At 66.1% G+C, this 12,006-nt stretch carries 12 protein-coding genes; 5 read left to right on the forward strand and 7 right to left on the reverse strand.

Annotated features, from left to right (window positions below):
* Positions 1–17: 17 nt before the first annotated feature.
* From ACQR1D_RS13450 to ACQR1D_RS13460, 3 genes are all read right to left on the reverse strand, one after another.
* On the reverse strand, positions 18–938 hold the full coding sequence (locus ACQR1D_RS13450) for a hypothetical protein (RefSeq protein WP_434839541.1): 921 nt from the start codon (positions 936–938) through the stop codon (positions 18–20).
* 38 nt (positions 939–976) lie between these two features.
* Complete coding sequence (locus ACQR1D_RS13455) at positions 977–2,179, reverse strand: radical SAM protein (RefSeq protein WP_316215787.1); 1,203 nt, start codon at positions 2,177–2,179, stop codon at positions 977–979.
* Between the two features lie 169 nt (positions 2,180–2,348).
* A complete protein-coding gene (locus tag ACQR1D_RS13460) occupies positions 2,349–3,470 on the reverse strand; it encodes a DUF2336 domain-containing protein (protein ID WP_434839540.1) in 1,122 nt (373 codons plus the stop codon).
* A gap of 418 nt (positions 3,471–3,888) precedes the next feature.
* On the opposite strand from ACQR1D_RS13460, the gene ACQR1D_RS13465 reads away from it, so the two are divergent.
* The 3 genes from ACQR1D_RS13465 to ACQR1D_RS13475 all read left to right on the forward strand — a co-directional run bounded on the left by ACQR1D_RS13465 (position 3,889) and on the right by ACQR1D_RS13475 (position 6,552).
* A complete protein-coding gene (locus ACQR1D_RS13465; RefSeq protein ID WP_434839539.1) occupies positions 3,889–5,085 on the forward strand; it encodes an acetylornithine transaminase in 1,197 nt (398 codons plus the stop codon).
* A gap of 301 nt (positions 5,086–5,386) precedes the next feature.
* The gene (locus ACQR1D_RS13470) at positions 5,387–5,662 is read left to right on the forward strand and encodes a hypothetical protein (RefSeq protein WP_315800015.1); all 276 of its coding nucleotides are present in this window, start codon (positions 5,387–5,389) and stop codon (positions 5,660–5,662) included.
* 137 nt (positions 5,663–5,799) lie between these two features.
* On the forward strand, positions 5,800–6,552 hold the full coding sequence (locus ACQR1D_RS13475) for a YkgJ family cysteine cluster protein (protein ID WP_434839538.1): 753 nt from the start codon (positions 5,800–5,802) through the stop codon (positions 6,550–6,552).
* 37 nt (positions 6,553–6,589) lie between these two features.
* On the opposite strand, the gene ACQR1D_RS13480 is transcribed toward ACQR1D_RS13475, so the two are convergent.
* The 3 genes from ACQR1D_RS13480 to pcsA all read right to left on the reverse strand — a co-directional run bounded on the left by ACQR1D_RS13480 (position 6,590) and on the right by pcsA (position 9,209).
* Complete coding sequence (locus tag ACQR1D_RS13480; RefSeq protein WP_315800017.1) at positions 6,590–7,564, reverse strand: quinone oxidoreductase family protein; 975 nt, start codon at positions 7,562–7,564, stop codon at positions 6,590–6,592.
* A gap of 185 nt (positions 7,565–7,749) precedes the next feature.
* Positions 7,750–8,478 carry a TerC family protein gene (locus ACQR1D_RS13485; RefSeq protein ID WP_315800018.1) on the reverse strand — a complete coding sequence of 243 codons (729 nt, stop codon included), beginning with the start codon at positions 8,476–8,478 and terminating at the stop codon, positions 7,750–7,752.
* Complete coding sequence (gene pcsA, locus ACQR1D_RS13490; protein ID WP_434839537.1) at positions 8,475–9,209, reverse strand: phosphatidylcholine synthase; 735 nt, start codon at positions 9,207–9,209, stop codon at positions 8,475–8,477. Before pcsA ends, ACQR1D_RS13485 begins: the two co-directional genes overlap by 4 nt.
* Positions 9,210–9,327: 118 nt before the next feature.
* Between pcsA and ACQR1D_RS13495 the strand changes: the two genes are divergently transcribed.
* Entirely contained in the window at positions 9,328–10,527 is a 1,200-nt protein-coding gene (locus ACQR1D_RS13495; RefSeq protein ID WP_315800020.1) for a UbiH/UbiF family hydroxylase, read from the forward strand.
* 6 nt (positions 10,528–10,533) lie between these two features.
* Here the strand turns inward: ACQR1D_RS13495 and ACQR1D_RS13500 are convergent, their stop codons facing one another.
* Positions 10,534–11,487: an AEC family transporter gene (locus ACQR1D_RS13500; RefSeq protein WP_315800021.1), complete on the reverse strand. Its 954-nt coding sequence runs from the start codon at positions 11,485–11,487 to the stop codon at positions 10,534–10,536.
* Between the two features lie 144 nt (positions 11,488–11,631).
* On the opposite strand from ACQR1D_RS13500, the gene hspQ reads away from it, so the two are divergent.
* On the forward strand, positions 11,632–11,964 hold the full coding sequence (hspQ, locus tag ACQR1D_RS13505; RefSeq protein WP_315711998.1) for a heat shock protein HspQ: 333 nt from the start codon (positions 11,632–11,634) through the stop codon (positions 11,962–11,964).
* The last annotated feature ends 42 nt before the right edge of the window (positions 11,965–12,006 follow it).

Here is a 12,006-nt window from a genome sequence, read left to right on the forward strand (position 1 = left end):
TAGGGAAGTAGGACCGCCTACCCTGTCGTCAGCGTTCCCCCACGAAAGCTCTTCGACCCCGTCCAGCGTTCGCGCGATGGTGCCCGATACGGGAAGCGCAAGCCGCTCGCGCCTTCAACGGGCCAGGTCGCGCCATGATAGATAATTTCGCGGCGTGCGCTGCTGTAGGAGGTCGATGCCGTGATCCGGCAGACCGGCGCGTGCAGCTCGGCGATGCCGTGCATCATCGACCACTCGGCCGGCCATGTCAGGACATCGAGCAGCCACTCCGTCGTCTGCCCGCAATGCGCTCGGCCGAATGCGAGCATGTTCGCCGCGAGCGCGGCGCTTGCCGGGCAATCGAGCCGGCAAGGCCAGTGCGGGATGATGCAGAGATCAATTGACCGCCAGAGCATGTTCGTCGCCGGCCGCGACGGCAGCTCGATCCGCCGATGTCCCGACGCTTCGGCTCTCTCGAACAGCGCGCTCGCCCAGACCGGATCCAGCGGCCGGCGCTCGCGGCGGCGCAGCGCCTCGGCGCAACAATGGGGACACCCTGCCCAGTCCCGCAATGTGCGTGCCGGATCGCGCTGCCAGTCGGCTTCGAACTCATCCGTGTCGCGAGCACGGACGACAGCGATGGTGACTTCGAGCGGCAGTCTTGCCCGCGTCTGCGACGACGGCAATTTCGGGACCGCCTCGACCGCCAGTCGGACTGGTATGAGCGCGAGCCCTGCGCGTTCGACCTGCAGCGCCATCTCGTCGAGAGCGTCGGGGTTGACGGTGCTGATCGATGCCCGGCTCAAACCGGCCGCGACCGCCCGCCAACGCAACACTTTCCATTCCGTCCTGATCAGCTCGAAGCGCGGCTCCCACACCTTTCTCGCAGCCTCCGAGACCCAGCCGATGCGAACGAATGGCGGGCGGATCGGAGGGAGGATCGCGGCATGCTCGGACATTTGATCGGCCAAATTCTCTTTCGCAAACGTCCTGGATCTCAAACCGCCACAGGCGGCGATCCACTCAAATCGTCCATGATCTCCGTCAGCAACGGGACCCGGCCGTCCATCATCGACTTGATGAGCCTGTGCTCGATCTCGGCGCGACGAGGATCGCAGGACAACGGCGTTTCGCCTGCAGCGAGCAGGTCTTCCTCGATCTGGACAAACAGCGCGGTCCAGAGCGCGCATTGCGCACTGCGGTTGCGCCAATCGCCGTCGATCGAGGTTCCCGGGCATTGGCCCTTGCACATCGCGAAGAAGCGGCAGTCGCGGCAGCCGCCGGCCGGCTGCGGGGTGAACCACAGGGCAATGCTGCGCTCATAGCCGGCAGCCTCGGTCTTGATGAAGTCGATCCCGCGCTTGTTGGTGCGGCCGCAATTGCTGCGCTCGCCAAATCCCTCGATGCCGTGCACCGCGCCGGTCGTATACGGATCACAGCCATGCCAGACGCAACCGGTCTGGTCGTCCAGCCCACGAAGAAGCGCGCGCATCTCGTCGAAGATATCGAAGCGCATCGAGGTGAGGTGCTCGCGCTCGAATCGGTAGAAGTGCAGAAACGCCGCGATGGTTTCGGGATCGGTCATCGCCCAATGCGCCTGCACGGCGGGCGAGTCGACCTCGAGTGCATGCAGCCTGACATTTCGCACCCCCCTCGCCTGCATCTCCAGCAGCCAGCTGTCCATCGAGGGCCAGTGCTGCGGCAGGCCATTGCCCCGATGCATCGTGATGATCAGGCTCGGATGCAGGCCCCGCTCGCACAGTCCGGCGATCGCACGATCGACGCTCTTGGTGAGGTCCCGCGTCCTGTCGAGGGACCCGGCCCAGCGGACATCATTCAAAGCGTCAGGGCCGTCGATGGAAATGCCGACATGAACCGCATAGGTCGCGAACAGCTCCATGTGGCGGTCTGTGATGAGCGTGCCATTGGTCTGGATCCGGTTGCGGCCAAAGCGCGCCAGTCCGAATGCCCACAGCCTCTCGAGATCCGGCAGCGGCAGCAGCAGCGGCTCGCCGCCGAACAACGTGAACGGCTCATCGTCCTCTGCGAGGGCGGCCAGCATCGCATCGATGTCATAGCGCGGGCGCAGGCTGCCGCTGTCCCGGAGCGGGTTCTGGTAGCAATACTGGCACATGATGTTGCAGGTCACGCCCAGCGGACGAAGCTCGACACCCATCACGATCTCCTCGACGGGAGTCATTCCTGACCGGTCTGACCGGGGCATCTCCCGCAGGCAGCGGAGAGGATACGATACAACCCCTGATTTTAAAAGATCGAAGGTGCGTGGATATGGCCGAACGCCCCTCGGTTGTCTTGCTGCACCGCAGCAGGTCGCCCAAGCGCCTTTGCGGCCCCGGGGCGAGCCGTCCTCAGTGCGAGGAGCCCGTGGTACGAACCGACCAGAGCTTCAGCAGGCGAAGCGCCTCGTCCTGCTTCAGTTCGAGATATTTGTTCTTGAGCTTGGTCAGCTCGTCGGGGGGCGTTGCGCCTGAAACGAACCGGCTATCGAGGATCGCGGCAACCGTGACCCAGCTCAGTCCAGCGGCCTTGCACGGCACGAGAATGCCGTCGCTGCGCAGGCTCTGCATCAGCGGCCGCACCAGCTCGATGCTGCATTTCGCGAGCTCCGCGATGGCCGCGATCGTCTCGCCGTAACGCCGCTGACGGGCAAATTCCAGCAGCGCGGCTTCGGTCAGTTTGCCGCCCTGCTTCAGCTGGCCGACGGCCACCTTGGAACTGCCCGCGTCGCGATTGCGCGACATCTCGCGCTCGGCGTCGAGCGTGGCCGATGAAATGGCGCTGCGAATTTCCTCGTAGAGATGCGGCGGTGCCGACGCGAGCAGGCGCACCCTCACCGCCTCCGTCGCGCGCTGCAACAGGGTCCTGCGCAAGGCTGCCGGCAGATCGGCGCGGATGCCGGCCGCGACCGTGAGCTCCGCGTTTCCCGCCGCTTGCGCCACGATGGCGGCAAATCCGGCGGGTGACACCCGCGCCCCGGGGTTCTTCATGAGTTGCCGGCTCACGCTCGGATAGCGTCGCGCGAGCAGCGCGTCGGTCACGATCTCCTGCAGCCACCAGCGCCCGGCGATCGCCATCAGGTGCTTCTCGCTGCGCGTCTGCGCGATCTCGATCAGATCCTCGCTGCTCAGCCGCGGCGATTCTGAAAGCACCGGCCCCGCGACGGCGATGTCGTCATGATGGGCCAGCCGCCGGATCACGCCGGCCGGCGCCTGCGGGATCGGGGCAAGCTGGGCGCTGAGTTCGGCGAGTGCGATCCGGGCCCCGACGTCGGCCAGCGCACGCAGCTCGATGGTATTGACGAGACGCTCGAAGACGTCGGCAAACAGCGCGTGCTGCTCGATATCCAGGCTACCGGCAGAGGCGACGAACAGGGAGGCGACCCGCTCGGCCACGCCGGAGCAGCGGTCGGCTGAGCCGGTGGCTATGGCCGCCTGCACTTCTTCGGCGATCGTGAGATGGGGGTTCGACATCGCTCGTCCTGAGCGCTTGCATTTTCAAGCTGCCCAGGCAGGGTAAACACAGCCGCTAAATGTTTGGTAAAGTTGTCACTAAGGTGCGAGACCCGAGACCGGATCGAGCGGGCTTCGCACCGGCGGCGCTTCCCTCGCCGCTTCCTGGAGCGGCGGCCCTTGTTGCAGTCTGCAGGCCGGCATCTTGACACCGGTTGCGATTTGCCTGTATGGCCGCCGCATGATCTTCAACCGGACCAACCGCCGCGCCGCCGTTTGCCGTCGTCACCGCCGTGACGATGCCGGGGCGCGCCATGTCCGAAGACGTTGCTGATCAGCTAGCTCATCAGCTCCAGGTTTTCGAGAAGGCCGCTCCCGCAAAGGAGCGGCCTTCTCACTTTTTTGGCCCCCGCTTCCCCCTGAGCATAGGAGATTGCACATGCTGACCGCCTCCCATCCCTACGACGCTCTGATGGAGATCACGGCGCGCCCGCGCACCGTCTTCGTTCAGGGCAAGGGTTCCTGGTTATGGGACGACGGCGGCAAGCGCTACCTCGACTTCGTCCAGGGCTGGGCCGTGAACTCGCTCGGCCACGCGCCGCCGGAGCTGGCCAGCGCGCTCGCCCACCAGGCGGCACGCCTGATCACGCCGAGCCCGGCCTATTTCAACGACACCAGCCTCCAATTCGCTAAGGCGCTGGTCGACCGCTCGTGCTTCGACCAGGTGTTCTTCACCAATTCGGGCGCCGAAGCCAATGAAGGCGCCATCAAGCTCGCCCGCAAATACGGCGCTCTGCGCAAGAACGGCGCATACGAGATCATCACCTTCGAGGGCGGCTTCCACGGCCGCACGCTGGCGACGATGTCGGCTTCGGGCAAGAAAGCGTTCGAGCCGCTGTTCGAGCCCAAGGTCCCGGGCTTTCCAAAGGCACGGCTGAACGACATCGCCTCGGTCGAGGCCCTGATCTCCGACAAGACGGTGGCGATCATGCTGGAGCCGATCCAGGGCGAGGCCGGCGTGTGGCCCGCGACCGACGAGTTCCTGCAGCAGTTGCGGGCGCTGACCACCAGGCACGGGCTGCTGCTGATCGTCGACGAGATCCAGACCGGCATGGGCCGCACCGGAAAACTGTTCGGCTATGAGCATGCCGACGTCCTCCCGGACATCATGACCCTGGGCAAGGGCATCGGCGGCGGCGTTCCGCTCGCGGCCCTGCTGGCGACCGACGAGGCGTCTTGCTTCGAGCATGGCGATCAGGGCGGCACCTTCAACGGCAATCCGCTGATGTGTGCGGCGGGACTCGCCGTGCTCGATGTGATCGAGAAGCCGGAGTTTCTGAGGGCTGTCGCGGACAACGGGATCTATCTGGAGAGCGAGTTGCAGCGCATCTCGGCAAGGCACGGCCTGGGCGAAGTGCGCGGCCGTGGTCTGCTGCTTGCGCTCGACGTGATCAGGCCAATCGCGCCGGCGATCGTTGCGCACGCCTTCGAGCTCGGCCTGCTGCTGAACGCGCCGCGTCCGGATGCGCTACGCTTCATGCCGGCCCTCAATGTGACTCGCGATGAGATCGCGGCGATGATCGACACGCTGGACGGAATCCTGACCAAAGTCGGCGCCGCGCGCTGCGTCGCCTGATCGAATGCCGTTCAAGACGCAGGCTCCGTGCCACATGCGAAGCCTGCGTGCCGGCTGCCTACAGATGAGGCACAAACACCGAGGTCGGGCTCGCCGCCATTTGACTTGGATCAAGGACAGCTGTCCCCCCGAACAACGATCCTGATCGCGCCAAACACCTGCGATCCGATGACTTACGTTATATCTGTCCTGATATAGCGTTGTACGGGATGTGATCAGCTCGGAGGAGAGAGGCTTGCCGGGACCAAGCTGATGATCATCCGCCGACAACGAGGTCGGCACGATAGAAGGAGATGCAAGAATGGCGAGAGACAATCTGGCTCGGGCGTTGCCGGTCGACGACAGCGGCAGCCACATCGCCCTGGCCGCGACCGAAGAGGTGCTGATCCACGTTCGCTTCTTCCCGAACTCGGACATCAACTCGATCGGCGAGAAGCCCGCCAGCCTGACCGCCAATGAATGGTATGAGCGCCTGCTCGACATGGCGCGTCCGCATTATCAGACCTTCGCCGGCGGCCGCGGCTTCTTCCGCATCCCCCGCCCCTGTTTCGAGGCGATCCTCAAGGGCATTGCCTGACATCGGCTTTCGGGCTGGGTGTGGCAGTGAGCGTCCTCTCTGCCCTGCCCCTGTCGACCGCGGTGCGCCGGGTGCGCCGCGGTCGCTGGCGTTTTGACCGTCCGGCGTTTTGATCGTCGGGTCTTTGGAGGACAGCATTGAGCGATGCGGCTTTCACCGAACTGAAGCGGGCGTTCAGCTCGCTGCTGGCAGCGTGCAGGGCATCGCAGAACTGCGCTGAGACGCTCGCCGACCGCGCTTTCGATCTGTTCGAAGCCAATATCGATGCCCAGACGGCGCATCTGCCCGCCCTCGCCTGCGCCAAGGGCTGCCCCTCCTGTTGCGCATTGCGCGTGACCGCGACGGCACCGGAGATCTTCTTGCTCGCGCGCTATGTCCGGCAGATCGACCAGCGCATGCCGGCTAAGGCGCTCGGCTCGCTGTCGCGCCGGATCAAGCTCGCCAACCGCGCGACGCACGGATTGAGCGACACCGCGCGGATGAAGTTGCGTCAGCCCTGCCCATTCCTCGTACGCGGCGGCTGCATCATCCATCCCGCGCGTCCGCTCGCCTGCCGCGGGCATGCCTCGTTCGACCGGCGCGCCTGCGCACAGGCCATGGCCGGCCGCGAGGTCGACGTGCCGGTCTCGGCACCACACCTCGCGCTGCGCGCGCTGGTGCAGGATTCGCTCAGGGCGGCGCTCGTCGCTGCGGGGCTCGCCTCTGGCCTGTATGAGCTCAACCAGGGTCTCGTTCTGGCGCTCGACGACCCCGAGCGCGAGCGCGCCTGGCGGGACGGGCAAGACAGCCTCGCGCCGGCTCGGATCGAGGCGTCGACGGCAGCGCAGACCGATGCGGTGCTCTGGAGTCGCGCGGCAGCCGGCGACGCTTCGATCCGGGGCGAGGTGTAGCGACAGGGCTCGGTCGCGCGGCTGTTAAGGCCGGCTGTTAAGGCTTGAGGATCGAGGCCCCGGTCGTGGCGCGGCTTTCGAGGTCGGCATGCGCCCGACCCGCATCCTTCAGCGCATAGGCGTGATTGATCGGCACGTGCAGCTTGCCGCTGATCACCGCCGAGAACAGCGTATCGGCGCCCTCCAGCAGTTCGGACCGCTTGCCGATATAGTCGTTGAGCTTCGGCCGGGTCGCGAACAGAGAGCCATGACTGTTGAGTTCGGCGATCGAGAACGGCGGCACCGGACCCGAGGCGTTGCCGAAGCTGACGAACAGGCCGCGCTGCTTCAGGCAGGACAACGAGCCGGGGAAGGTCGACTTGCCGACGCCGTCATAGACCACGTCGCACAATTCGCCGCGGCTGATCTGCTTGACCCGCGCGACGAAGTCCTCCTCGTTGTAGAGGATGACGTGGTCGCAGCCATTGGCCAGCGCGAGATCCGCCTTCGCCTTGGAGCCGACGGTGCCGATGACGTGCGCGCCGAGCGCGCGCGCCCACTGGCAGGCCAGCAGGCCGATGCCGCCGGCGGCGGCGTGGATCAGCACGCGATGGTGCGGCTCGACCTTGAAGGTCTTGTGCAGCAGATACCAGACCGTCAGCCCCTTGAGCATCAGCACCGCGCCCTGCTCATAGGTGATATGGTCGGGCAGCTTGACCAGGCGCTGCCAGGCGATGTTGCGCTCGGTGGCATAGCCGCCGAGGTTCTCATAATACGCGACGCGGTCGCCGGGATGGAAATGCGTGACGCCGGGCCCCACGGCGATCACCTCGCCTGCCGCCTCGTTGCCGGCGATGAACGGCAGGCCGGGCGCCTTGTACAGTCCGGTGCGATAGTACACGTCAATGAAGTTGAGGCCGATCGCGTGCTGGCGGATGCGGACCTCGCCGGGGCCGGGCGCGGCGAGATCGACCGGCTCATAGACCAGCGCCTCGGGGCCTCCCACCTTGTGCACGCGCACCGCCTTGACCATCCCGCCATCTCCCCTTCGGACTCTCCATCGCCGCGTCCGGGAATCCGGCGAAAGAACCTTCGACACTTACCTGATTCTCATCGGACATCCGGCTCCGTTGAAGGAGCCGACCTCCGGCCGCGCACCCGGCGCTGCCGGCGGCAAAAGCGAAGGCGATCACGGCGGCCTTGTCAACTCGGCACCGGTCAGGCGTTGCGCTTCCTGCGGTTGCGCGACGCCATCACGTTGAAGGCCTCGACCGCCAGCGCAAAGACGATCGCGAAGTAGATGTAGCCGCGCGGGATGTGGAACTTGAAGCCGTCGGCGACCAGCGCGACGCCGATCAGCACCAGGAAGGCGAGCGCCAGCATCTTGGTGGTCGGATGGTTCGCCACGAAACGCGCCACCGGTCCCGAGGACACGTACATGATGACCATGGCGATGATGACGGCGGCGATCATGATCTCGAGATCCTGGGCCATGCCGATCGCGGTAATGATCGAGTCCAGCGAGAACACGAGATCGATGACGATGATCTGCAGGATCACCCAGAAGAACTTGTTGGCGCCGCCGCCCTGCGACCCCTCCTCCTCCTCGCGCGCCTCGACCTCGGCATGGATCTCGTGCGTGGCCTTGGCGATCAGGAACAGGCCGCCGGCGATCAGGATGATGTCGCGCCAGGAGAAGCCCACGCCGCCGATCGTGAACACCGGCTGCGTCAGCCCGATCAGCCAGACCAGCACGCTGAGCAGCAGGATGCGGAAGATCAGGGCCAACGCCAGCCCGATCTGGCGGGCGCGTGTCGCCTGCGGCTGCGGGATGCGCGAGGTGATCACCGACAGGAATATGACGTTGTCGATGCCGAGAACGATCTCGAGGGCGGTCAGAGTGAGCAGCGCGGCCCACGCTTCGGGACTGGTCAGAAGGTCGATCATGCTTTCAAGGATCTCAGCAGGCGGATCGCGGAGTCGCTCGCGACGATGTAGAGGGCGATCGCGCACAACAAGGTCGTCACGATCGAGCCCACGGCGAAGTTGTTTCCCAGCACGTCGATGACCAGGACGCCCCAGAGCGCGACCAGCGGCAGCGTCAGCCAGCGCAGCCGCTCGACGCGCACCGGGTGGATGACATGGAATGGGACGAAGGTCAGCGCGATCAGGACCGCGAGACCGAGGGTCGCCAACGATGGCGAGGGATGCAGCAGGAACAGATAGAATGCCGCAATGTTCCAGAGTCCCGGAAACCCGCGAAAATGATTGTCGTCGCTCTTCATGCGGCGATCGGCGAAATACAGCGCGCCGGTGACGGCGATGCCGACGCCGATGACCGGCGCGGCGAGCGGCAGCAGCATGCCGCTGGCGGTGATGGCGTAGGCCGGCACGAACACATAGGTCGTGAAATCCACCACCAGATCGAGCACGTCGCCCGACCAGTCCGGCTGCACATGGACGACGTCGAGCCGGCGCGCCAGAGGCCCGTCGATGCCGTCGATGACGAGCGCGGCGCCGAGCCACCAGAACATCGCAGTCCAATGCTCGCGCACGGCCTCGAGCATCGCCAGCAGCGCGACGCCCGCACCGAGCGCGGTGAAGACGTGCACCGAGAACGCCGCGACGCGATGCGCCGGCGTTGCGGCGACCCTGCTCTCTGGTCTCAACTGATCCATGCGGCGCCAGTGCTATCAGGAATCGGAGCCGATTGCATATCCGCCGTTGCGGCGATGCGCCGCGCAGGCTCACGCAATACCCTTGAAAAAGCCCTGCCGGAACGTCAAATGTTCCCGGATGAGCAACACAGACGCCAGCTTTGATGTCATCGTCGTCGGCGGCGGACCCGCCGGGCTCGCCGCCGCCATTGCCCTGTCGCAGACCGGGGCGCGAACGGCGCTCGTGGCCCGCCAGGCGCCGTATGCCGACAACCGCACCACCGCCCTGCTCGGCGGCTCGGTCGACTTTCTCGACGAGATCGGTGTCTGGTCGGCGTGCCGTGACCGCGCCGCCGGTCTCAAGGCGATGCGGCTTGTCGACGATACCGGCCGGCTGATCCGAGCCCCGGAGGTCCGCTTCGTCGCCGACGAGATCGGTCTCGAAATGTTCGGCTACAACATCGCCAATGCCGTCCTGGTCGACGCGCTGGAACAACGCGCCGGCGAGATCGACGGCCTGGTGCGGATCGCCGAGGATGCGGACAGCGTGCGCAGCGATGCCGATGCGGTGACCGTCACCAGCGCATCGGGCCGCGTGCTGACGGCGCGGCTCGTGGTCGGCGCCGATGGCCGGCATTCGCTGTGCCGCGAGGCCGCCGGCATCGGCGTGAGCCGGCGCACGCTGCAGCAGTCGGCGCTGACCTTCAACATCACCCATGCACGGCCGCATCACAACGTGTCGACGGAATTCCACACGCCGCAGGGACCCTGCGTGTTCGTGCCGCTGCCGGGCGACCGCTGCAGCGTTGTCTGGGTCGCGGCCCCGAAGGAGGCCGACCGGCTGTTCGCGCTCGACGACGACGCCCTGTCCGCCGCGGCCGAGCGGCAGTCGCACTCGATCTTCGGCCGGGTGCGCGTCGAGCCGGGCCGCCATGTGTTTCCGCTCGCGATCGAGCGGCCCTTGAGCTACGCGCAAAACCGGATCGCCCTGGTCGGCGAGGCCGCGCATGTGGTGCCGCCGATCGGTGCGCAGGGACTGAACCTCGGCCTGCGCGACGGCATCGACATCGCAGATGTCGTGCGCAAGGCCAATGCGGCCGGCGAGGATATCGGTGCGCCGCAGGTGCTCGCGCGCTATGGTGCGGCGCGCCGCGCCGATATCCTGAGCCGCACCTTCGCCATCGACGTCGCCAACCGCTCGCTGCTCAGCGATCTGCTGCCGATGCAGTCGCTGCGCGCCGTCGGCATGCACCTCATGAGCGGCATCGGTCCGCTGCGACGGCTCGCGATGCGCGAGGGCCTGGCGCCGTCATGGAGAGCCACGCGCAGGGCCGGTTGAGCACCGTCAGGGAAACGCCAGCCGGCCAGTCTGGATCAGCCACATCACGCTGGTCAGGGTGATCACCGAGGCGAAGGTGCCGATCAGCACCGCCGATGAGGCCGGCTCGATCCAGCTGTCGTGCTGGCGCGCGATCACGAACACATTGAGCGCCGGCGGCAGCGCCGCCATCAGCACCGCGGTCGCCGCCCAGGGCTGCGCGAACGGCCCGAACAGCAGCATCAGCCCGAACGACAGCAGCGGGTGAACGACGAGCTTCACCACGGTCAGGACCGGCACCTCCCAGGGCAGCCGCTCGAACGGGCGCAACGCCACGGTCACGCCGAGCGCGAACAGCGCCGTCGGCGCAGCGGCGTTCTGCAGGAACTGCAGGGTGCGGTCGAGAACGGTCGGCGGATGCAACTGGAACGCGGCCGCCAGGATGCCGGCGGCGGTGGCCATGATCAGCGGGTTCTGCAGGATCTGGCGCAGCACGGTGCGCATCGCGTGCACCACCGAGGCATGATCGCGCTCGGTCAGCTCGACGAGCAGCGGCACGATCGAGAACAGGAAGATGCTGTCGCAGCAGAAGATCAGCGCGGTCGGCGCCGCCGCCTTGGTCCCGAGCACGGCCAGCGCCAGCCCAGGCCCCATATAGCCGATATTGCCGTAGCCACCCGCGAGCCCGGCCATGGTCGCCTCGCGGAGCGACAGCCGCCCGATGGCCTTGCCGAGCACGAGCGCCAGGGCGAAGGTGAGCATGGTGGCGAGCGTCGTTGCAACCAGGAAGGGAGGGTTGCTCAGCTCGGTGAACGGCGTCCGCGCGATGAGGTTGAACATCAAGGCGGGCAGCGAGACGTAGAGCAGGAAGAAGTTCATCCAGGCGAGCCCGGCTTCGGGCAGCCTCCTCCACTTACCGCAGGCGAAGCCTATGAAAACGACGCCGAAATAAGGCAGGGCCAGATTGAGAATGTCGAACATGGGCTCGGAAGATGGCCCCCTGAGGGAGCCTGGGAAGGGCCTGGAATGCGGGGGCGTCGCGGCTTGACGCGACTCGGATTGGTCTAGATTAAATCCGCCCGCGGGGCACTAGCATCGCTCCCCGTCCTGGTCTATTCGACTGGGATGATCAAAGCACGAACTGCCAAGTTTCAGATCGGCCAGATCGTCCGGCATCGGGTGTTCTCGTTCCGGGGCGTGATTTTCGACATCGATCCGGAGTTCAACAACACCGAGGAATGGTGGCTGTCGATTCCCGAGGAGGTCCGTCCGCATAAGGACCAGCCATTCTATCACCTGCTGGCCGAGAACGCTGAATCCGAATACGTCGCCTATGTTTCCGAGCAGAACCTGGTTCCCGACGAGTCCGGCGAGCCGATCCGCCATTCCCAGGTTGCGGAGATCTTCATCAAGGACAAATCGGGCGGCTATCGTCCGCGCAATCCGCTGATGAACTGACCTGCTCGACCAGAGAGCTTCGCCTGAGCGCCGTCGGCGCAA

Origin of the sequence: Bradyrhizobium sp. HKCCYLRH2047, from assembly GCF_051168175.1 — a bacterium.
GTDB lineage: Bacteria > Pseudomonadota > Alphaproteobacteria > Rhizobiales > Xanthobacteraceae > Bradyrhizobium.